17 protein-coding genes are annotated in these 20,586 nt (G+C 67.7%); 6 read left to right on the top strand and 11 right to left on the bottom strand.

The genetic code is table 11. The annotated features are described in order from the left end of the window. Nucleotides 1-3: 3 nt before the first annotated feature. The 6 genes from WMK75_RS09900 to WMK75_RS09925 all read right to left on the bottom strand — a co-directional run bounded on the left by WMK75_RS09900 (nucleotide 4) and on the right by WMK75_RS09925 (nucleotide 7,916). On the bottom strand, nucleotides 4-771 hold the full coding sequence (locus tag WMK75_RS09900; protein WP_347267517.1) for a DUF2182 domain-containing protein: 768 nt from the start codon (nucleotides 769-771) through the stop codon (nucleotides 4-6). Continuing rightward, on the bottom strand, nucleotides 749-2,305 hold the full coding sequence (locus WMK75_RS09905) for a tyrosinase family protein (RefSeq protein ID WP_347267518.1): 1,557 nt from the start codon (nucleotides 2,303-2,305) through the stop codon (nucleotides 749-751). The genes WMK75_RS09900 and WMK75_RS09905 overlap by 23 nt, the downstream gene beginning before the upstream one ends. A 130-nt stretch (nucleotides 2,306-2,435) precedes the next feature. Beyond that, nucleotides 2,436-3,431: an ABC transporter permease gene (locus WMK75_RS09910; RefSeq protein WP_347267519.1), complete on the bottom strand. Its 996-nt coding sequence runs from the start codon at nucleotides 3,429-3,431 to the stop codon at nucleotides 2,436-2,438. Then, a complete protein-coding gene (locus WMK75_RS09915; protein WP_347267520.1) occupies nucleotides 3,424-4,431 on the bottom strand; it encodes an ABC transporter permease in 1,008 nt (335 codons plus the stop codon). Before WMK75_RS09915 ends, WMK75_RS09910 begins: the two co-directional genes overlap by 8 nt. Nucleotides 4,432-4,450: 19 nt before the next feature. Next, a complete protein-coding gene (locus tag WMK75_RS09920; protein WP_347267521.1) occupies nucleotides 4,451-6,145 on the bottom strand; it encodes a peptide ABC transporter substrate-binding protein in 1,695 nt (564 codons plus the stop codon). A 67-nt stretch (nucleotides 6,146-6,212) separates the two neighbouring features. Further along, complete coding sequence (locus WMK75_RS09925) at nucleotides 6,213-7,916, bottom strand: peptide ABC transporter substrate-binding protein (RefSeq protein WP_347267522.1); 1,704 nt, start codon at nucleotides 7,914-7,916, stop codon at nucleotides 6,213-6,215. Nucleotides 7,917-8,108: 192 nt separating this feature from the next. Here WMK75_RS09925 and WMK75_RS09930 point away from each other — a divergent pair, with 192 nt between their 5' ends. After that, entirely contained in the window at nucleotides 8,109-9,938 is a 1,830-nt protein-coding gene (locus WMK75_RS09930; RefSeq protein WP_347267523.1) for an ABC transporter ATP-binding protein, read from the top strand. A 63-nt stretch (nucleotides 9,939-10,001) separates the two neighbouring features. After that, a complete protein-coding gene (locus tag WMK75_RS09935; RefSeq protein ID WP_347267524.1) occupies nucleotides 10,002-11,171 on the top strand; it encodes a M20 aminoacylase family protein in 1,170 nt (389 codons plus the stop codon). Between the two features lie 106 nt (nucleotides 11,172-11,277). On the opposite strand, the gene lpdA is transcribed toward WMK75_RS09935, so the two are convergent. Genes lpdA through queA form a run of 4 tightly spaced genes read right to left on the bottom strand, consistent with a single transcriptional unit; the run spans nucleotide 11,278 to nucleotide 15,656 of the window. Continuing rightward, nucleotides 11,278-12,669: a dihydrolipoyl dehydrogenase gene (gene lpdA, locus WMK75_RS09940; RefSeq protein WP_347267525.1), complete on the bottom strand. Its 1,392-nt coding sequence runs from the start codon at nucleotides 12,667-12,669 to the stop codon at nucleotides 11,278-11,280. A gap of 42 nt (nucleotides 12,670-12,711) precedes the next feature. Then, a complete protein-coding gene (locus WMK75_RS09945) occupies nucleotides 12,712-13,296 on the bottom strand; it encodes a DUF924 family protein (protein ID WP_347267526.1) in 585 nt (194 codons plus the stop codon). 60 nt (nucleotides 13,297-13,356) lie between these two features. After that, the gene (locus tag WMK75_RS09950; protein ID WP_347267527.1) at nucleotides 13,357-14,601 is read right to left on the bottom strand and encodes an MFS transporter; all 1,245 of its coding nucleotides are present in this window, start codon (nucleotides 14,599-14,601) and stop codon (nucleotides 13,357-13,359) included. Between the two features lie 2 nt (nucleotides 14,602-14,603). Beyond that, nucleotides 14,604-15,656: a tRNA preQ1(34) S-adenosylmethionine ribosyltransferase-isomerase QueA gene (queA, locus tag WMK75_RS09955; protein ID WP_347267528.1), complete on the bottom strand. Its 1,053-nt coding sequence runs from the start codon at nucleotides 15,654-15,656 to the stop codon at nucleotides 14,604-14,606. Nucleotides 15,657-15,774: 118 nt separating this feature from the next. On the opposite strand from queA, the gene WMK75_RS09960 reads away from it, so the two are divergent. Next, nucleotides 15,775-16,065, top strand: coding sequence for a (2Fe-2S)-binding protein (locus WMK75_RS09960; protein ID WP_347267542.1), 291 nt, complete (start codon nucleotides 15,775-15,777; stop codon nucleotides 16,063-16,065). After that, nucleotides 16,013-16,498: a bacterioferritin gene (gene bfr, locus WMK75_RS09965; protein ID WP_347267529.1), complete on the top strand. Its 486-nt coding sequence runs from the start codon at nucleotides 16,013-16,015 to the stop codon at nucleotides 16,496-16,498. The genes WMK75_RS09960 and bfr overlap by 53 nt, the downstream gene beginning before the upstream one ends. A 73-nt stretch (nucleotides 16,499-16,571) precedes the next feature. Here bfr and WMK75_RS09970 read toward each other — a convergent pair whose 3' ends face one another. Next, complete coding sequence (locus WMK75_RS09970; RefSeq protein WP_347267530.1) at nucleotides 16,572-17,258, bottom strand: HAD hydrolase-like protein; 687 nt, start codon at nucleotides 17,256-17,258, stop codon at nucleotides 16,572-16,574. Between the two features lie 103 nt (nucleotides 17,259-17,361). Here WMK75_RS09970 and glmU point away from each other — a divergent pair, with 103 nt between their 5' ends. Together glmU and glmS are read left to right on the top strand one after the other, a co-directional pair. After that, the gene (gene glmU, locus WMK75_RS09975) at nucleotides 17,362-18,702 is read left to right on the top strand and encodes a bifunctional UDP-N-acetylglucosamine diphosphorylase/glucosamine-1-phosphate N-acetyltransferase GlmU (protein WP_347267531.1); all 1,341 of its coding nucleotides are present in this window, start codon (nucleotides 17,362-17,364) and stop codon (nucleotides 18,700-18,702) included. Between the two features lies 1 nt (nucleotide 18,703). Next, the gene (gene glmS / locus WMK75_RS09980) at nucleotides 18,704-20,521 is read left to right on the top strand and encodes a glutamine--fructose-6-phosphate transaminase (isomerizing) (RefSeq protein WP_347267532.1); all 1,818 of its coding nucleotides are present in this window, start codon (nucleotides 18,704-18,706) and stop codon (nucleotides 20,519-20,521) included. Nucleotides 20,522-20,586: the final 65 nt, after the last annotated feature.

Genomic DNA, 20,586 nt, shown 5'->3' on the forward strand with positions numbered 1-20,586 from the left:
GGCTCAGATCCTGACGGGCAACGGCGCGGGGCGGGTGAAAGGATGCGGCAGGCGCCAGGCGGGCGGGCGGGCCGGGGCGTTGCGTTCGGCCAGCAGCAGCAGCGAAAGCGCCGCCATCGCTGGCAGATGCAGGGCTGGCAGATGCAGGGCTGGCAGGCGCATGGCAAGCAGCATCACCGGGCCGCAGATCGCCGTGCAAAGCAGGCCCGAGCGCAGCCCGTATCGCGCCGTATCCGCCAACATCGCACCGCCGAAGGCGCGCAGCGAGGGTTTGCGGTGGCAGGCGTTCAGCCAGCGCTGGCGCAGCGGCGCGGCCTGCCAGATCAGCACCGGCAGCAGCGCCAGCGTCAGCGCCGCCGGCGGCAGCGGCTGCGTCAGCACCACCTGCGCCAGTCCCAGCGCGAGCCAGGGCAAGACATGGCCCGCCAGGAAGGCGGCCTGCGCCGGGGCGCGCAGCCGCGGCAGGTTCGCGCGCGCCAGCAGCGCCAGTTGCGGCCAGACCAGCAGCGGCTGCATCGCCAGCAGCATCGCCAGCCACAGGACCAGCCCGTGTCCATGCCCGCTCAGCACCTCGCCCTGCGCGTCCAGGCGCACCGTCGCGCCCGAACACAGCGCCACCAGCTGGCCGAGGCGTTCGGGCTGCAAGGCCAGCGCACCCATTAGCACCCAGCCGGCCAGGCTGGCGCCCAAAAGCCATGGCGGCGCTGCGCCGCGCATCAGTCGCAAGGTGCCGCGCAGCCCCATGGCGTCAGTCCCCCAGCCGGAACACATCCAGCCGCCTGACCGAGATCTCGGCCGCTTTGGCGGCGGCATTGACCGGCACGAAGCGCACCTCGAGCGCGGCCAGATCGTCGCCGGCAAGGTGCAGCGCATCAACGATCTCGCTGATCTCGAGGACCTGGTTCAGTCCGCTGCCCGCCGCCGCCCCGTCCGGGTCGCTGGCCGCCCGGGCGCCGAACAGCGACACCGAACCGGCCAGGCGGTCGGCGTAATCGGCGGGATCGCCATGTTCGGGCATGTCGAGGTAAAGCGCAAAGATCGCGGCATCGGCCGAGCCGAGGATGCCCTCGAGTCGCAAAAACACCCGTGGCGGTTCCTTTGTGGCGGTGCCGCGGGTCTGCGTGGTCCGGGTCAGACTGCCGCGCAGCCGCGTCACCGCAGGGGCGTCCATGCGCACCCGGGCGCTGCCGCGGCCGCGCAGCCGCACCAGCCCGTCGCTGGCGCCGATCAGTTCCGGTCCCTGGCTGGCTGACATGGCGGCCTCCTGCACCAGGATCGCGCCGGCGGGCGAGATCGCCTGGCTGCCAAGCGCGTTCATGCGCCGGGCGATGCGCGGCATCAGCACCGGCACCGCCTCGTCGTCATAGGCATAGTCCAGCGGCATGGCCCGGCTGTCCAGCACATCGCGGGCGGTAAAACTCCAGCTTCGGCCACCGCTGAGCGGCAGGGTGAAGGCACGGTCCGAGGGCCCGTCCAGCCAGTCCGTGTCGGTCGGGTCGGCATGGCCGCCCATGCGGCGCCAGACGCTCCACAGCCGGTCGATATTGGCGTGATGTAGCCAGAAGATCGGATCCAGCCCGGCGGTCTGCGGCATCGACATCAGGCCCAGATTGCGCCAGTCGTTCGGATCCGTGCCCGGTGCCGCGCCGCCGACCGCGCCATGCACATTGTTGTGCGGCAGCGATTCAAGGCCGCCATTGGTCTGGCCAAAGTGGTGAAACAGCGTGGCCGGGCCGCCAAAGCCCGGGGGAATGTCGCCGGCGCCGCCGGTAAATCCCGTCTCGGAAAGCGCCGCGAGCGAGACCGAGCCGGCGTCGATGCGGATCGGCAGCGTGCCGTCGCCATGGCGCCGGGCGGTGAACAGCGGATTGGCGCTGCCGTCGGGCATGGTCGGCTGGGCGAATTCTTCGGGCAGGGTGCGCGCCTCGGCGGTGGAAAGGCTGTAGTTCCAATAGGGCAGCGCCCAGTCCTGCGGCCCGCCCTCGGCCAGGATGACGGCGCGCAGCATGTCCTCGAGCGCATGCAGATAGCCGCGGTGCCAGGGCAGGAAATACCAGCTCTGGTGCTGGCATTGCAGCCAGAACTGCTGCTGCACCGCCGGCGCGGGCAGGGCGGTCGCGGCGTCGATATAGCCGAATTCCTGCCAGATCACCGGGTGAAAGCCGTGGATCGCCGCCATGAAGGACCAGCTGTCCGGGCTGGCGATCGGCCGTGCCTGCAGGATGCGGATCGCCCTGGCATACCACAGCAGCACATCGCACCATGGCCCGCCCATGCTGCGGATTTCCTTGCGGATGAGTGTCATCTGATTGCCCTCTGACCTGAAACGGCCGAACCGGCAGAGCCGTCGATGAAATGCCGCCATCCTATCACGGACGCGCGATCCCGCATAGCAAAACAGTAGGGCAATGCCGCCGCCAGGGGCCCCGCGGCCCTCAGCGTCCGCGGATGCGGGGGTCCATGGCGTCGCGCAGCCCGTCGCCGATATAGTTCACCGAAAGCACGGTCAGCGAGATGAACATGCCGGGCAGCACCACGCGCCAAGGATACATCTGCATCTGGTCCACCGCGTCGTAAAGCAGCCGGCCCCAGGTGGGAAAGTCCGGCGGAAAGCCCAGACCCAGGAAGGAGAGGGCGCTTTCGGTGATGATCGCGGTGGCGATCCCCAGCGTCGCCGCCACCATGATCGGCGAGACGACATTGGGCAGCACATGGCGCAGGATCATCCGCGGCGCCGGCGTGCCGATCGAGCGCGCCGCCAGGATGAATTCGCGTTCCTTCAACCCCAGCACGTCGCCGCGCACGATGCGCGCCGTCTGCATCCACGAGGTGACGCCAATGGCCGAGACGATCAGCAGGAAGGTGCCCCCGGCCGGGCCCATGGCCTTGCTCAGCGGCTCGCGAAACAGCGTCACCATCAGCAGCAGCAAGGGCAGCAGCGGCAGCGCCAGGAACAGCTCCGTCACCCGCATCAGCGGCGCGTCCAGCCGGCGGAAAAAGCCTGAAAGCACGCCGATCAGGCTGCCCAGCGTCAGCGCGATCAGCATGGCGGTCAGCCCGACCGAGATCGACACCCGCCCCCCCGCCATCATCCGCGCCAGCATGTCGCGCCCCAGCTGGTCGGTGCCCAGGGGATGCGCCAGGCTGAAGCCCTTGTTGCGCGCCCGGTAGTCGACAAAGGTCGGGTCGATCTTCCACAGCAGCGGGCCGAGGATCACGAACAGGATCACCGCCACGAACAGCACCAGCGCCACCATGGCACCGCGATGGCTGCGGAACTGTCGCCAGATGTCGCGCCATTGACTGCGCGAGGGCGCCCCGGCCTCGACCGGATTGGCGGGCGGCAGCGCCTCGGAGCCGGGGGCGGCGGCATTGGCCGCGCTCTCGTCCAGCTGCAGGCGCAGGTCCTCGGGGCGCGAAGGTTCAGTCATAGCGGATCCTCGGGTCCAGAAGGCCGTAAAGCAGGTCGGCGATCAGCGTGAACAGCACGATCAGCCCCGCGAAGATGAAGGTCAGCGTCAGCACCATCGGGATGTCATTGGCATTGATCGCCAGGATCAGCAGCTGGCCAAGGCCGTTCACCTTGAACACCTGCTCGGTGATGATGGCGCCGCCGAAGACCGCCGGCAGCCCCAGGGCGATCACCGTCACCACCGGGATCAGGCTGTTTCTCAGCACATGTTTCATCACCACCACGCGTTCGGACAGGCCCTTGGCGCGGGCGGTGCGCACATAGTCCTGGCGCAGGTTGTCAAGCATCGAGGCGCGCATGAAGCGGCTGATCTGCGCGGCGTTGTAAAGCGCGAGCACGGTGACCGGCATCACCATCTGGCGCACCTGCACCAGAAAGCTGTTCCAGTCCGTCACCTTGTGCGTGGTGTCATAGATCGAGGGAAACCATTGCAGGTTGATCGCGAACACGATGATCAGCACCACGCCGGTAAAGAAGGTCGGCAGCGAGAAGCCGATCATCGAGATGAAGGTGCCGAGCTGGTCGAACCAGGAATATTGCCGATAGGCCGAGATGATGCCGATGGGCAGCGCGATCAGCACGCCGATGACATAGGACATGCCGACGACGGTCAGCGTCTGCGGCAGGCGTTCGGCGATGGTGTCAAAGACCGGGCCGCGCGACTGGAAGCTGATGATGCGCTGCATGTCGGTGCTGAAGCCGGTGCCGAAGGCGCGGTCGAACCAGTAGAGCGGCTCGACCCAGAAGAACTGCTTCAGCCACAGGACGTAGCGGATATACCAGGCCTGGCCCAGTCCCAGTGCCTCGCGCATGCGTTCCTTGACCTCGGGCGGTACGGTCAGCGGCACGTCGCCCAGCGGATCGCCGGGCGACGCCTCGAGCAGCAGGAAGATCACCAGCGAGATGAACAGCAGCGTCGGCACCGCCAGGGCCAGCCGGCGCAGGGCAAAGTTCAGCATGATGTCCTCCTGCCGCGAATCATTCGCCGCGGCTCCAGTCCGCGACGTTCCAGAGCTGACCTTCCCAGCCGTTCGGCTGGACGCCCGCAAGCGAGTTGACATGCGCCGAGACCATACCGCGGTGGATCAGCGGCAAAAGGTAATTGCCGTCTGCGGTCAGCTGGTCGGTCAGGCGCTTGGCGACCTCCTGGCGCAGGGGCGGCTCGCCGGTGTCGTGCAACTCGGCGACGGCGCGATCGAAGGCCGGGTCGCAGAAGCGCACGGAATTGTTGCCCTGCCACTGGTTCTCGGCCGAGGGGATGCGGGCGCAGACGAACTTGTTCAGGAAGGATGCCGGATCGGGAATGTAGAAGGCATCGGTGAACATCTGCGCATCGGCATAGAATTTCTGCTGCGAATCGGGGTTGCCGGGATCGCCGCCGAAAAAGGCCGAGCCGTCGACCGCCTTCAGCTCGGTCTCGACGCCGATATCGGACCACCATTGCTTGACCAGCGCCTGCACGTCCTGGCGCACCGGGTTCACCGTGGTCTGGAACACCATGCGCAGCCGCCTGCCGTCCTTTTCGCGGATGCCGTCGGCGCCCGGAACCCAGCCGGCCTCGTCCAGCAGCCTGTCTGCCGCCGCGATGTCCTGGGTCAGACATTCGTCGCGCCCCGAATTATAGGCCGCGGGCACCGGCACGATGGTGCAGGTAGGTTTGCCGGCCGGGCCATAGGTCAATTCCGCCAGGATCGGCCGGTCGATGGCCATGGACAGCGCCCGGCGCACCTTGGGATCGGTCAGGAAGGGATGCGGATGCTTGACGGTCGAACGCTCGCCCTCGGGCAGGTCGGCACTGGGGTCGGTCTGGTTCAGCTCGATCCGTTCGACCATCGAGCCGAAGCTGACCACCAGCTTGCCCTTGCCCTTGGCCTCCATGGCCGCGACCGCGTCGGGCGGCAGCTGCAGGTTCCAGGCAAAGTCGTATTCGCCCGATTCCAGCACCGCACGCGCCGCCGCCATGGCGTCGCCCCCGCCCTTGACGGTGACGCTGTCGAAGGCGGGTTTCGCCGGGTCGCGGTAATGGTCATTGATCGCGAACTGCGCCACGTCGCCGGGGCGGAATTCCGTGACCTTGAAGGGGCCGGTGCCGATGGGGCCAAAGTTCTGCGCACTGCAGCTTGCGCCCGCCGCGCCCTTGCAAGATTCGAACTGCGCCTTTTGCAGGACCGGCGTGCGGCCGCCGACGAAGGCCTGCAGCGGCGCGAACTTGGGCTTGGCAAAGTTCAGCCGCACATGCGTGGCGTCCAGCGCCTCGACCGAGGAGATGCCGTCGAATTCGGCCAGCACTGCGCAGCCAAAGGCCGGGTCCATGCAGTATTCGGCGGTGAATTTCACGTCCTCGGCGGTGACGGGCGTGCCGTCGGACCATTTCAGCCCCGCCTTCAGCCGCCAGGTGACCGAGGTGAAATCGGGCGCGATGTCGCCGTTTTCCAGCGAGGGGATGCGGTCGGCCAGCACCGGTTGCAGGCTGCCGTCATCGGCGACGATCGCCAGCGGCTCGATCACCATCGAGGCCGGGTCCACATCCTTGGCCCCGGTCGAGAGATAGGGGTTCAGCACGGTGGCCGCCTGCCAGTAAAGCACCTTCAGCGGCCCGTCGCCGCCACGCTCGGCCAGGGCGGGCCCGGCAAGGCCCAATGCCAGCGCCGAGACGATCAGTCCAGATTTCATCGCAGTCTTCCACCAATGATTCGAATGGGTTCGGGCCGGTCCGGCGGGACCGGCCCGGCCAGCATAGTCACGGCTTGACGCGATACCAGTCCGCGACATTCCACAATTCGGTGTCCCAGGCATTCAGCACCACCCCGCCCAGGCTGTTGGCATGCGCCGAGGCGGTGCCGCGATAGACCAGCGGCACGATGGCGTCGCTGTCCCTGGTCACCATGTCGTTCATCCTGCGGCCCATGGCGGCGCGTTCGGCGGGATCGACGATGCCGCTGAGCTCGGCCACCAGCTTGTCATATTCCTTGTCGCAATAGCGGCTGGTGTTCTCGCCCTGCCACTGGTTGTCCGGCCCCGGCGCCTTGTCGCAGGTGTTCTTGGCCAGATAGGGCTCGGGGTTGTTGCCCTCGAAGGTGTTGGCATACATTTCCACGTCGGCATAGAATTTCTGCAGCGTGTCGGGCGAGCCTGCGTCCGAGCCGAAGAATACCGAAGGGTCGATGACCTTCAGCTCGGTCTCGATGCCGATGTCCTGCCACCACTGCTTGATCAGCGCCTGAAAGTCCTGGCGCACGGCATTGACCGAGGTCTGGAACACCAGCTTCAGCCGCTTGCCGTCCTTTTCGCGGATGCCGTCGCCGCCCGGGACCCAGCCGGCCTCGTCTAGCAGCTTCTTCGCACCCTCGACATCCTGGGCCAGGCAGTCGGTATTGTCCGAGGCCCAGGCCGCGGGCGCCGGCACGACATTGCAGGTGGGCTTGCCGGCGATGCCATAGCCCACCTCGACCAGCAGCTGGCGGTCCACGGCCTTGGACAGCGCCTTGCGGACAGCGGGATCGCTGAGGATCGGATGCGGATGTTTCAGCGTCGAGCGCTCGCCCTCGGGCAGGCTCGAGGAGGGGTCGGTCAGGTTCACATGGATGCGCTCGACCAGCGTGCCGAAAGCGGCCGAGACCTTGCCCTTGCCGGCGGCCTCCATGGTGGCGATCACGTCGGGGGACAGCTGGGTGTTCCAGGCATAGTCGAACTCGCCGGTCTCGAGGACCGAACGCGCCGCCGCCGCGGCATCGCCGCCGCCCTTGATCACCAGTTTCGCGAAGGCGGGCTTGGCCGGGTCGCGGTATTCGGGATTGGCCTCGAAGCTGATCACGTCATTGGTGCGAAACTCGGTGACCTTGAACGGGCCGGTGCCGATCGGGCCGAAGTTCTGCGCGGTGCAGGTGGGCGCCGCGGCGCCGAGGCATTTCTCGAACTGCGCCTTCTGCAGGATCGGCGACTGCCCGCCGACAAAGGCCGAGAACGGGTCGGGGCGCGGCGTGGTGAAATTGACCTTCACCGTCAGATCGTCCAGCGCCTCGACCTTCTCGACGCCCTCGAATTTCGCCAGCTGCGCGCAGCCGCCCTCGGGGTCCATGCAATATTGCGCGCTGAACACCACGTCATGGGCGGTCAGCGGCGTGCCGTCGGACCATTTCACCCCTGGCAGCAGCTTCCAGGTGACGCTTTTCAGATCCTCGGCGATGCCGCCATTCTCAAGCGAGGGGACCTCGGCGGCAAGGCGCGCGATCACCTTGCCATCGGGGTCGAATCCGGCCAGCGGCTCAAGCACCATGCTGCCGGCGATGATGTCCTTGGTCCCCGAGGACAGATAGGGGTTCATCGTCGAGGGCGCCTGCCACAGCACGACATTCACCTGCCCGTCGCTGCCGCGCTCGGCCAGGGCGGCGGGGGCGAAGAGCGCCGTGGCCGCGGCACCCAGCAGCATGGTTCTCAGTCTCATCGCTTTCTCCTGTTGGCTGGATCTCGCATCGGCAGGGTGGCGGGGCACCATGGTCTGCGGCGGCCTTGCGCCCCTGATCCAGGCAAGTTTCAGACCGATCCCGCGCGAAAAGCAAGAATCATCTTCGGCTTTCCGGTTGCATTGCACGCACGCAGGATTAGCCTTGGGCATTGCAAGCGGATGGGGGCATTCATGCTGGACCGGGAAGCGCTGGTTTCCGTCGACAGGCTGCGCGTCGAATTCCAGACCCATGACGGGCCGGTGACCGGCGTGCGCGACCTGTCCTATGACATCCGTCCGGGCGAATGCCTGTGCGTGGTGGGCGAATCGGGTTCGGGCAAGTCGGTCAGTTCGCTGTCGCTGATGCGGCTGGTCGAATTCGGCGGCGGCGAGATCGCGCAGGGCCGGCTGCTGTTTCAGCGCGCGGACGGCGAAAGGGTCGATCTGGCCCGGCAGGACAGCCGCGCCATGCGCGGCATCCGCGGCAATGAGATCGCGATGATCTTCCAGGAGCCGATGACGGCTTTGAACCCGGTCTTCACCATCGCCGACCAGTTGTCCGAGGGGCTGATCACGCATCGCGGCCTGTCGCGCGCCGAGGCCCGCGCCCGGGCGCTGGATCTGCTGCGCGAGGTGCGCATCCCCGAACCCGAGCGGCGGCTGACGCAATATCCGCATGAGTTGTCGGGCGGCATGCGCCAGCGGGTGATGATCGCCATGGCCATGGCCTGCCGCCCGCGGCTGCTGATCTGCGACGAACCGACGACGGCACTGGATGTGACCATCCAGGCCGAGATCCTGGCGCTGATCGACCGCCTCAAGCGCGAAAACGACATGGCGGTGCTGTTCATCACCCATGACATGGCGGTGGTGGCGCAGATGGCCGACCGCGTCGTGGTGATGTTTCGCGGCGAGAAGGTCGAGGAGGGCCCGGTCACCGAGATCTTCGAGAACCCGCGCCAGCCCTATACCCGGGCGCTGCTGGCCGCCGTGCCGCGCCTGGGCGAGATGGAGGGACGCGACACCCCCGAGCCGATGCGGCTGATGCGCGGGGCCGAGGCCGGGGCCGCGCCCGCCGCGCAGTTGCCGGCCGGGCCGCTGCTGGTGGTGCGCAACCTCTGCACGCGATTCGCCGTCAAGGGCGGGCTCATGCGGCGCACCGTGGCGCAGGTGCATGCGGTCGAGGATGTCTCCTTCACGCTGAATGCCGGCCAGACGCTGTCGCTGGTGGGCGAATCGGGTTGCGGCAAATCCTCGGCCGGGCGCTCGATCCTGCGGCTGGTCGAGCCGTGCTCGGGCTCGGTGCATCTGGGCGGGCAGGACATCCTGGCGCTGGCGCCGGGCGATCTGCGCCGCGCCCGGCGCGAGATGCAGATGATCTTTCAGGACCCCTTTGCCAGCCTCGACCCGCAGATGCGGCTTTATGACCAGATCGAGGAGCCGATGCTGAACTTTGGTATCGGCAATCGCGACGAAAGGCGCCAGCGCATCGAGAACCTGTTCGACCGGGTGGAACTGCCGCGCGGCTTCATGCGCCGCTATCCCCACGAGATGTCGGGCGGCCAGCGCCAGCGCATCGCCATCGCCCGCGCCCTGGCGCTGAACCCGAAACTGGTCATCGCCGACGAGGCGGTGTCGGCGCTGGATGTCTCGGTGCAGGCGCAGGTGCTGAACCTGCTGATGGAACTGCAGCGCGAACTGGGCATCTCGATGCTGTTCATCAGCCATGACATGGCCGTGGTCGAGCGCGTCAGCCATCAGGTCGCGGTGATGTATCTGGGCCGCATCGTCGAGATCGGCTCGCGCCGACAGGTGTTCGAAAGCCCGCGCCACAGCTATACCCGCCAGCTGATGTCGGCGGTGCCGGTGGCGGACCCGCGCCGCAAGAAGATCTCAGAGGACCTGCGCTTTCGCCCGATCCCCTCGCCGATCCATGCCGCCGGTTACGCGCCGCCGCCGTCGCGCTATGCGGAGGTTGCCCCCGGCCATCTGGTGCTGGTCGATCCGCCCACCCATGACTGAGCGTGCCGCGCGACCTTGCGGCGGCACGCGAAAGCGCTAACCTGCCCGCGAAGGAGAAGCCCCATGCCCGTCAAGAACCGCTTTGCCGAACTGCTGCCCGAAATCACCGCCTGGCGCCGCGATTTCCACCAGCATCCCGAACTGCAATTCGAGGTGCACCGCACCGCCGGCAAGGTCGCCGCGCTTCTGCGCAGCTTCGGGGTCGACGAGGTGACCGAGGGGGTGGGCCGCACCGGCGTCGTCGGCGTCATCAAGGGCCGCAGCGACAGCCGGGGCCGGGTGATCGGGCTGCGCGCCGACATGGACGCGCTGCCGATCCGCGAGGCCACCGGCGCCGAACACGCCTCGCGGACGCCGGGGGTCATGCATGCCTGCGGCCATGACGGCCATACCGCCATGCTGCTGGGCGCCGCGCGCTATCTGGCCGAGACGCGCAATTTCGACGGCACCGCCGTGCTGATCTTCCAGCCGGCCGAAGAGGGCGGCGGCGGCGGCCAGGTCATGATCCAGGACGGGCTGGTCGAGCGCTGGGGCATCCAGGAATTTTACGGCATGCACAACATGCCCGGCTATCCAACCGGCACATTCGCCATCCGCGAGGGCGCGATGATGGCTGCGGCCGACACGATCGAGATCACCGTCACCGGCAAGGGCGGGCATGCGGCCAAGCCCAATGACACCATCGACACTGCGCTGGTGGCGGCGCAGATCATCGTGGCGCTGCAATCCATCGTCTCGCGCAATGTCGATCCGCTGCAAAGCGGGGTGATCTCGATCTGCGCCATCGAAACCGACAGCACGGCGCATAACGTGATCCCGCAGGTGGTCCGGCTCAGGGGCACCGCCCGCAGTCTGGCCCCCGAGGTGCGCGACCAGCTCGAGGAAGGCATCATCCGCGTGGCCACCCATACCGCCGCCGCCTTCGGCGCCACGGCCGAAGTGCTCTATGAGCGCGGCTATCCGGTGACCAGCAACCATCCCGAGGCCACCGTGCATGCCGCCGAGGTGGCGCGCCAGATCGCCGGCGATGTCGATATGGACATGCAGCCGCTGATGGCCGGTGAGGATTTCAGCTACATGCTGAACGAACGCCCCGGCGCCTATATTTTCGTGGGCAACGGCGACACCGCCATGGTGCACCACCCGGCCTATGATTTCGACGACAATGCCATTCCGGCGGGCTCGAGCTGGTATGCCGGCATGATCGAGGCGCGGATGCCGGTCACCGCCTGACGCAAGGCCGGGGGTTTCACTCCCCCGGATCCCCGTGGGATATTTGGGCAAGAAAGAAGAAGGGGGCCAGCCGGCCCCCTTTTCGCATCGGAAGTGGATGGTCGCATCAGAAGTGGATGGCGCGGCCATAGGCCGAGAGCGTGGCCTCGTGCATCATCTCGGACAGCGTCGGATGCGGGAAGACCGTCTCCATCAGCTCGGCCTCGGTGGTTTCCAGCGTGCGGCCGACGACATAGCCCTGGATCAGCTCGGTCACCTCGGCGCCGACCATATGCGCACCCAGCAGCTCGCCCGTCTTGGCGTCGAAGACGGTCTTGACCAGGCCATCGGGCTCGCCCAGCGCGATCGCCTTGCCGTTGCCCATGAAGGGGAAGCGGCCGACCTTGACCTCATAGCCGGCGGCCTTGGCCTTTTCCTCGGTCAGGCCGACCGAGGCCACCTGCGGGTTGCAATAGGTGCAGCCGGCAATCGAGTTCGGCTTGATCGGATGCGGGTGCTGCCCGGCAATCAGTTCCGCGACCATCACGCCTTCGTGGCTGGCCTTGTGCGCCAGCCAGGGGGCGCCTGCGACATCGCCGATGGCGTAAAGGCCGGCGATGCCGGTGCGGCAATATTCGTCGGTCACGACATGGGTGCGGTCGACCTTGACCCCCAGCGCCTCGAGGCCGAGGTTTTCCACATTGCCGACGATGCCGACGGCCGAGATCACCGTGTCGAAGTCATGGGTCTCGGTCTTGCCGCCGGATTCGATATGGGCGGTGACCTTTCCCTTGGCGCGGTCGAGCTTCTTGACCGTCGCCTTTTCCATGATCTTCATGCCCTGCTTGACGAACTGCTTTTTCGCCAGGGCCGAGATTTCCGCATCCTCGACCGGCAGCACCCGGTCCATCACCTCGACCACCGTGGTATCGGCGCCCAGCGTGTTGAAGAAGCTGGCAAATTCGATGCCGATGGCACCCGAGCCGATGACCAGCAGCTTTTTGGGCATGCGCGGCGGGTTCAGCGCGTGCTTGTAGTTCCAGACCAGATCGCCGTCCGGCTCAAGGCCGGGCAGTTCGCGGGCGCGGGCGCCGGTGGCCAGAACGATGGCCTTGCCGGTCACTTCCTCGGTGCCCTTGTCGGTCTTGACCGAGATCTTGCCGGGGCCGGCCAGCGTTGCCTCGCCCATGATCACCGTGACCTTGTTTTTCTTCAGCAAATGGCCGACGCCGCCGGCAAGCTGCTTGGAGACCCCGCGCGAGCGGCTCACCACCGCGGGCAGGTCATAGCCGATCTTGTCGGCGGAAAGGCCGAATTCCTTGGCGCGATGCATCAGGTGGAACACCTCGGCCGAGCGCAGCAGCGCCTTGGTCGGGATGCACCCCCAGTTCAGGCAGATGCCGCCCAGGTGTTCGCGTTCGATACAGGCCACCTTGAGGCCGAGCTGGGCGCCGCGAATGGCGCAGACATAGCCGCCCGGGCCGGAACCGATCACCACCATGTCGAAGGACTGCGCCATGGATTACCCCCTCTGGAAAAAGATAGTTGAGCGTTAAACCATTTATTCGAGAGCATCAAGCGACAGCTTGCCCGAGACCAGCGCAGCGTAGCCCCCCGCCGCCATCACACGGGCTTCAGCCGCGGTCGGCACCCGGCCAAGCGCGGCGTTGCGCCAGGGAAAGCGGCCAAAGCGCGCGATCGTGTCGCGGTGCAGTTCGGCGTGGCGCAGATTATCGCCCGGCATCCGGTCGCGAAACAGCGCGACGGCGCGGTTCTGGTCGGCCAGATCCTCGCTGTGCTCGAAGGGCATGTAGAAGAACTGCCGGGCCGGCGGCGCGATGGCCATGTCCTGGCAGGCGGCGATGGCCGCGTCGGCAAGGCGGTGCGCCAGTGCGTCGGTGGCAAAGGCGCGGGCGTCGTCGCGGAACATGTTGCGCGGGAACTGGTCGGTCAGGATCAGTGCCGCCAGTGCCCCCTCGGGCGTCGCGGCCCAGGCGGGGGCCAGGGTCGCGGCCTGGTCCCAGCAGGCGCGAAAGCGGCGGCGGATGGTGTCGTCCAGCGCGTCCGAACGGGCATACCAGCCGGCCTCGCCGACCTCGTCCAGCCAGAAGCGGGTGATCTCGTCCGGTGTGACGGCTGCGGCCATGGCCTGTCCCCCTTGCTTGGGGGATGGTCGCAGAGCCGCGCGCCCGCTGCAAGCCCGTCCTCAGCCCGGGCGGTTGTCGTCCTCGCTGCTGGCGGTCTCAAGCGCGGCCTCGACCGCGACCGGCGTCGCCGAGGGCGAGATGACGGCAAAGTTCTGGTCCTGGGCCGGGGTCGGTCGACGGGTGCGCCGCCAGCCGGTATAGGCCGCCAGCATCGCCAGCAGCACGCCGATATAGACCCAGAACCCGTCCGGTCCCAGAAGCGACATCAGCCAGCCGGTAATCAGCGGCCCGGCCATGGCGCCGACGCCGTTGATGAACAGCAAACCCGCCGAGGCCGCGGCCATGTCGCTGTTGTCGAGAAAATCGTTGGTATAGGCCAGAAGCAGCGAATAGACCGGGTTGGCCACGCCGCCGATCAGCGCCGCCGCCAGGATCAGGCCCCAGATGCCGGGCTGCAGCAGCACGGTGGCGGCGCAGATCGCCGCGCCCGCCGCCGCCAGCACCAGCACGATCACCCGCCGGTCGCCGTGGTCGGACAGCCAGCCGATCGGATATTGCAGCATCAGCCCGCCGACATAGATCGCCGCCACGAAGGCCGAGATGTCGCCCACGCCGAGCCCCTTGCTCGAGCCCCAGACCGAGGCCATGCCGAACAGCGCCGAAAACACCCCGCCCATCAGGAACATGCCGATGCAGCCCAGCGGCGAGACGCGAAACAGCGCGCCGAAGGTCATGCGCTGCAGCGTGGCGAATTGCGGCGCCGGCTGCGTCGACAGCAGGATCGGCAGGAAGGACAGGCTGACCAGCACCGAGGGGATGACGAACAGCAGCCAGCCGCCCGGATCGGCGGTGTTCATCAGCAGCTGTGCGGTGATGATGCCCAGCATCTGCACGATCATGTAGGCCGACATCGCCTGGCCGCGCGATTCGTTCGTCGTGCTGGCGTTGAGCCAGCTTTCCGCGGTGATGTAGACCCCTGAAAAGCAGAAACCGATCAGCAGCCGCATCAGCGCCCAGACCGGCCAGTAGGGCGCGGCGGCGTAAAGGATCAGCACCGAAGATATCGACGAGGCGAGCGCCGCAAAGACCCGCACATGCCCGACCCTCTGGATCAGGCCCGGCACCACCCGCGATCCCAGCAGGAAGCCGCCGAAATAGGTCGCCATCACCACCGACATCTGCCCGGTCGAGAATTGCTCGAGACTGCCGCGGATGCCCAGCAGCGTGCCCTGCATGCCGTTGCCGACCATCAACAGCAGGATGCCCAGCAGCAATGGCCAGGTGGTGATGATCACGCTGCGCATCGTCAGTCCCCGGGAATCAGCAAGGAGGCATCGCCGTAGCTGAAAAAGCGATAGCCCGATTCGACGGCGTGGCGATAGATGGCGCGGATGCGCTCCTGTCCCATCAGCGCGCTGACCAGCATCAGCAGCGTCGATTTCGGCAGGTGGAAATTGGTCATCAGCGCATCGGTCACGCGAAAGCGGTAGCCGGGATAGATGAAGATTTCCGTAACGCCGCAAAAGGCTCGCACGGTTCCATCCGCCCCGGCGGCCGATTCGATCAGGCGCAGCGCCGTAGTGCCGACCGGGATCACCCGGCCGCCGGCGGCGCGGACGGCGTTGATCGCCGCTGCCGCCTCGGGGGTCACCTCGCCCCATTCGCCGTGCATCCGGTGGCTGGTCACATCCTCGACCTTGACCGGCAGGAAGGTGCCGGCGCCGACATGCAGCGTGACATGCACCAGGCGCACGCCGCGCGCCTGCAGCGCTGCCAGCAGCGGGGCGTCGAAATGCAGGCTGGCGGTGGGGGCGGCGACGGCGCCGGAATGGCGCGCCCAGACGGTCTGGTAATCCTCGCGGTCGGCCTCGTCCGGGGGGCGCAGCGCGGCGATATAGGGGGGCAGGGGCATGGCCCCGACCTCGGCCAGCGCCGCGTCGAAATCCGCGCCGGCGCTGTCAAAGCGCAGGCGCAGCCCGTCGGCGTCGATGCTGGCGACCTCAGCCGAAAGCCGCTCCGAAAAGCGGATCACCTCGCCTTGCCTGAGCTTGCGCAGGGGCCGCGCCAGCGCCTTCCAGCCATCCGCCGCGGGCTCAAGCAGCGTGACCTCGATGCGCGCCACCGCCTCGCCCTGCGGGGTAGCGCGTGCGCGCGTGCCGCTCAGCCTTGCCGGGATCACCCTTGTGTCGTTCAGCACCAGAAGATCGCCCGGACCCAGCAGATCGGTCAGGTCGCGCACCTGCAGGTCGCGGATCTCGTCGCCCCGGGCCAGCAGCAGGCGCGCGGAACTGCGCGGCCGCGCCGGGCGGGTGGCGATCAGCCCCTCGGGCAGGTGAAAGTCGAAATCGTCCAGCCTCATGCCCCGGCTTGTCACCCTGGCGCCGGGGGCAGTCAAGCGCGGTTGATGCGAAAGTGAAACGCTCGGGCTTTACATGACCGAGGGAAATGGTAAACATCCACCAAACCGGGGTGAGTCCATGATCGTTTGCCACTGCACGCAGATTTCCGACCACGAAATCCGGACCGCCATCGACTGGATGCGCGCCGCCGACCCGGAAACCATCATCACGCCCGGCAAGGTCTATCGCACCCTTGGCAAGCGCGCCGATTGCGGCGGCTGCATGTCCTTGTTTCTGGACACCATGCGCGGATGCGATAGTCTGGCCGTGCCCCCGGGCCTGCGGGGGCTGAGAGCCAACCGCCAGGGGGAAAACCATGAAGGGCGACGCCAAGGTCATCGAGTATCTCAACGCGGCATTGCGGTCTGAGCTGACGGCGGTCAGCCAGTATTGGCTGCATTACCGCCTGCAGCAGGACTGGGGTTTCGGCAAGATCGCCGACAAGTCGCGTGGCGAATCGATCGAGGAGATGCACCACGCCGACCGCCTGATCCAGCGAATCATCTTCCTCGAAGGTCATCCGAATCTGCAGAAGCTGGACCCGCTGCGTATCGGCCAGAACCTCAAGGAAACGCTCGAGGCGGATCTGGCGGCCGAATACGATGCGCGCAAGCTGTATATCGAGGCGCGGGAATATTGCGACAAGGTCGGCGACTATGTCAGCCGCAGCCTGTTCGACGCGCTGATGACCGATGAAGAGGGTCATATCGACTTCCTCGAGACGCAGCTTGGCCTTTACGGCCAGATCGGTGCGCAGGCCTATGGCCAGCTGAACGCGAAATCGGCCGACGAGGCGGAATAGGCTGCGCCTATCCGTGTCATCGCGCAAAAGGGGCCCTCGCGGCCCCTTTTTAGTGCCGGCGGGCCGCAGGGTCTCAGGCGGCGTCCGTTGCCAGCCATTGCGCGGCCAGCGCCGGCAGATCGTCGAAATGCGCCAGCATCGCCTCGGGGGCCAGCCGCGACAGCGCCGGGCCCTCGGGGCCGAAGGCGACCAGCGCCACGCGCACGCCGGCGGCGCTGGCTGTGCGGCGGTCGGTCTCGGTGTCGCCCACCAGGAATGATTGCGCCACCTCTCCGCCCGCCGCCGCCACTGCCGCGGCATAGGGGCGGGGATCGGGCTTGCGGACCGGCAGGCTGTCGGCGCCGATCAGCGCCGCGAAATGCCCGCGGATGCCGAGGTCGCGCAGCAATTGCTCGGCCAGGCCGGCGGGCTTGTTTGTGCAGACCGCCAGCCTGTGACCGTCCCGGGAAAGCCGCCTCAGCGCCGCCTCGGTGCCGGGGTAAAGCCTTGTGTGCACGGCGATGGCGGCGCCGTAATGGCGCAACAGATGGCAATAGTCCTCGTCCTCGGCGCCGGGCGGCAGCAGCATGTCGCCGGGCATGCGCGCATAGCCCGCGCGCAGCATCGCCCGCCCGCCGTGAAAGGCGATCAGCGCATCGGCGACCGGGTCCAGCAGTTCTGCAAGGCCGCGGGCGCGGAAGCAGGCATTGGCCGCCGCGATCAGATCCCCCGAGGTGTCGGCCAGCGTGCCGTCCAGATCGAAGACCACCGTGCCCGCCATGCTGAAACCTTTCGTCAGGATGTTTGATCCGGCGGGGGCTTTCCCCGCTGCCTGCCCCTAGGTAGAACGCGCGCGAGGGATAGAAAACAGGCAAGAGGCAGGGATGTCGGAAAAACCCGTGGCACTGATCGTTCTGGCCGCCGGCCAGGGCAGCCGCATGCAGTCGGACCTGCCCAAGGTGCTGCACCGGCTGGGCGGCGTGCCGCTGCTGGCCCATGCGCTGGCGGCGGGCCGCCGGCTGGAACCCGAGGCGGTGATCGTCGTTGCCGGCCATGGCGCCGAGGCGGTGCGCCGCACCGTGGCCCGCCTCGATCCCGAGGCGCGGATCGCGCTGCAGGAACAGCAGCTTGGCACCGGGCACGCCGTGCAGCAGGCGCTGCCGCTGCTCGAGGATTTCGAGGGCCGGGTGATCGTGCTTTACGGCGACACGCCCTTCATCGCCGATGAGACGCTGCAGGCCCTGGCCGCGCATCCCGCCGATATCGCGGTGCTGGGCTTCGAGACCGCCGATCCGGGCCGCTATGGCCGGCTGGTGATCGGGCCGGCCGGGCTTGAGCGCATCGTCGAATACAAGGATGCCGACGATGCCACCCGCGCCATCCGGCTGGTGAACTCCGGGGTGCTGGCGGCGGATGCCGGCCTGTTGCGCGACTATGTCGCCCGGCTGGGCAACCGCAATGCCGCCGGCGAATACTATCTGACCGACGTGCCCGGCCTTGCCCGCGCTGACGGGTACCGCGTCGAGGTGGTCACCTGCGCCGAATCCGAGACCCTGGGCATCAACACCCGCGCGGAATTGGCCGAGGCCGAGGCGGCCTTCCAAGCCCGCGCCCGCGCCCAGGCGCTTGAGGACGGGGTGACGCTCAGCGATCCGGGCACGGTGTGGTTTTCCTTCGACACCTGCATCGGCCGCGATGCGATCATCGGCCAGAACGTGGTCTTTGGCCCCGGCGTGACCATCGAAAGCGGCGCCGAGATCCTGCCCTTCTGCCATCTCGAGGGCTGCCATGTCAGCGCCGGCGCTACCGTCGGCCCCTTTGCCCGGCTGCGCAGCGGCGCGGAACTGGGCGGCGACGTGCATGTGGGCAATTTCGTCGAGATCAAGAACTCGGTCCTCGACGAAGGCGTGAAGGTCGGCCACCTGACCTATCTGGGCGATGCCGAGATCGGCGAGGCCACGAATATCGGCGCCGGCACCGTCACCTGCAATTATGATGGCGTGGGCAAGCACCGCACGGTGATCGGGGCGCAGGCCTTCATCGGCTCGGACACCATGCTGGTGGCGCCGGTGCGGGTGGGCAACCGCGCCATGACCGGCTCGGGCTCGGTGATCACCCAGGACGTGCCCGATGACGCGCTGGCGCTGGGGCGGGCGCGGCAGGTGAACCGGCCCGGACTTGCGGCCCGGCTGATGCAGGCGCTGCGCCAGAAGAAGGACGACTGACATGTGCGGCATCATCGGCATCCTGGGCGGGCACGAGGTCGCGCCGCAACTGGTCGAGGCGTTGAAGCGCCTGGAATACCGCGGCTATGACAGTGCCGGCGTTGCCACGGTGAACGAGGGCGGGCGGCTGGACCGGCGCCGTGCGGTGGGCAAGCTGGTCAACCTTTCGGACCGGCTGGTGCATGAGCCGCTGACCGGACACGCCGGCATCGGCCACACGCGCTGGGCCACGCATGGCGCCGCCACCGAGGCCAATGCCCATCCGCATCGCCGCGGCCCCGTCGCCGTGGTCCACAACGGCATCATCGAGAATTTTCGCGACCTTCGCGACGAGGTGATCGCCCTGGGCCTGCAGCCGGAATCGCAGACCGACACGGAAACCGTGGCGCTGCTGACCGCCTGGCACATGGGGCAGGGCATGGCGCCGATTGCTGCGGCGCGCGCGACGCTGGCGCGACTGCAGGGCGCCTTTGCCCTGGCCTTCCTGTTCGACGGCGAGCCCGACCTGATGATCGCCGCCCGCAAGGGCAGCCCGCTGGCCATCGGCCATGGCGATGGCGAGATGTATCTGGGCTCGGACGCGGTGGCGCTGGCGCCCTTCACTGACCGCATCACCTATCTCGAGGACGGCGACCACGCGATCCTGTGCCGCGCCGGGGCCGAGATCTTTGATGCCGATGGCCACCCGGTCGCGCGCGAGATCGCCCAGATCGACGTGGGCGCCACCCTGATCGACAAGGGTGGCTACCGCCATTTCATGGCCAAGGAGATTGCCGAGCAGCCGGTGGTGCTGGGCGATGCGCTGAACCATTACATCAAGGGCGAGCGGCTGGTGCTGCCCGAGGCGCTGGATTTCCGTTCCGTGGACCGCCTGGTGCTGGTCGGCTGCGGCACCGCCTATTACGCGGCCCATGTCGCGCGCTATTGGTTCGAGGCGCTGGCCGGTCTGCCCTGCGATCTGGATGTGGCCTCGGAATTCCGCTATCGCGAGCCGCCGCTGTCGCCGAAAAGCTGGGCGCTGTTCGTCAGCCAGTCCGGCGAGACCGCCGATACGCTGGCGGCGCTGCATTACGCCCGCGGCAAGGTGGCCAGGACCGTCGGCGTGGTGAACGTCGGCACTTCGGCCATTGCGCGCGACGCCGATATCGCCCTGCCGACGCTGGCCGGGATCGAGGTCGGCGTGGCCTCCTCCAAGGCCTTCACCTGCCAGTTGGCGGTGCTGGCGGTGCTGGCGCTGAAGGCGGCGCATGACCGCGGCCGGCTGGATGACACGGCGCTTGCCGCGCATCTGGCCGATCTGCGCGCGCTGCCGGGGCTGATGAGCCAGGCACTGGCGGTCAGCGGCGAATGCCAGCGGCTGGCGGGCTGGCTCTCCGAGGCGCAGGACGTGCTTTACCTGGGGCGTGGGGCGCTTTATCCGGTAGCGCTGGAAGGGGCGCTGAAGCTCAAGGAACTCAGCTATATCCATGCCGAGGGCTATGCTTCGGGCGAATTGAAACACGGGCCGATCGCGCTGATCGACCGCAATGTGCCGGTGGTGGTGGTGGCGCCGCGCGACGGGCTGTTCGACAAGACCGTGTCGAACATGCAGGAGGTCATGGCCCGGCACGGGCAGGTGCTGCTGATCTCGGATGCCGAGGGGCTGGCGGCGGGCGGTCACGGGGTGCGGGCCGGCCTGGCGATGCCGGCGGGCGGCGGGGTGTTCCAGCCGATCCTCTATGCGCTGCCGATGCAGTATCTGGCCTATCATACCGCAGTCGCCAAGGGCACGGATGTGGACCAGCCGCGCAACCTGGCGAAATCGGTGACCGTGGAATAGGGGGCTTTGTCCCCGCCGCCCCGGCCCTTGCGGGCCAGGGCGACTCCTCCAGGACATTTGGGCAA

Source organism: Paracoccus sp. (in: a-proteobacteria) (assembly GCF_039808215.1).
Taxonomy (GTDB): Bacteria; Pseudomonadota; Alphaproteobacteria; order Rhodobacterales; family Rhodobacteraceae; genus Paracoccus.

Excerpts from the sequence above, each read along its gene's own strand:
- WMK75_RS09970 (WP_347267530.1), bottom strand. The coding sequence starts at position 17,258 with ATGGCGGGCACGGTGGTCTTCGATCTGGACGGCACGCTGGCCGACACC.
- WMK75_RS09930 (WP_347267523.1), top strand. The coding sequence starts at position 8,109 with ATGCTGGACCGGGAAGCGCTGGTTTCCGTCGACAGGCTGCGCGTCGAA.
- WMK75_RS09920 (WP_347267521.1), bottom strand. The coding sequence starts at position 6,145 with ATGAAATCTGGACTGATCGTCTCGGCGCTGGCATTGGGCCTTGCCGGG.
- bfr (WP_347267529.1), top strand. The coding sequence starts at position 16,013 with ATGAAGGGCGACGCCAAGGTCATCGAGTATCTCAACGCGGCATTGCGG.
- WMK75_RS09905 (WP_347267518.1), bottom strand. The coding sequence starts at position 2,305 with ATGACACTCATCCGCAAGGAAATCCGCAGCATGGGCGGGCCATGGTGC.
- WMK75_RS09935 (WP_347267524.1), top strand. The coding sequence starts at position 10,002 with ATGCCCGTCAAGAACCGCTTTGCCGAACTGCTGCCCGAAATCACCGCC.
- WMK75_RS09910 (WP_347267519.1), bottom strand. The coding sequence starts at position 3,431 with ATGACTGAACCTTCGCGCCCCGAGGACCTGCGCCTGCAGCTGGACGAG.
- WMK75_RS09900 (WP_347267517.1), bottom strand. The coding sequence starts at position 771 with ATGTGTTCCGGCTGGGGGACTGACGCCATGGGGCTGCGCGGCACCTTG.
- WMK75_RS09915 (WP_347267520.1), bottom strand. The coding sequence starts at position 4,431 with ATGCTGAACTTTGCCCTGCGCCGGCTGGCCCTGGCGGTGCCGACGCTG.
- glmS (WP_347267532.1), top strand. The coding sequence starts at position 18,704 with ATGTGCGGCATCATCGGCATCCTGGGCGGGCACGAGGTCGCGCCGCAA.
- queA (WP_347267528.1), bottom strand. The coding sequence starts at position 15,656 with ATGAGGCTGGACGATTTCGACTTTCACCTGCCCGAGGGGCTGATCGCC.
- WMK75_RS09950 (WP_347267527.1), bottom strand. The coding sequence starts at position 14,601 with ATGCGCAGCGTGATCATCACCACCTGGCCATTGCTGCTGGGCATCCTG.
- WMK75_RS09960 (WP_347267542.1), top strand. The coding sequence starts at position 15,775 with ATGATCGTTTGCCACTGCACGCAGATTTCCGACCACGAAATCCGGACC.
- lpdA (WP_347267525.1), bottom strand. The coding sequence starts at position 12,669 with ATGGCGCAGTCCTTCGACATGGTGGTGATCGGTTCCGGCCCGGGCGGC.
- WMK75_RS09945 (WP_347267526.1), bottom strand. The coding sequence starts at position 13,296 with ATGGCCGCAGCCGTCACACCGGACGAGATCACCCGCTTCTGGCTGGAC.
- glmU (WP_347267531.1), top strand. The coding sequence starts at position 17,362 with ATGTCGGAAAAACCCGTGGCACTGATCGTTCTGGCCGCCGGCCAGGGC.
- WMK75_RS09925 (WP_347267522.1), bottom strand. The coding sequence starts at position 7,916 with ATGAGACTGAGAACCATGCTGCTGGGTGCCGCGGCCACGGCGCTCTTC.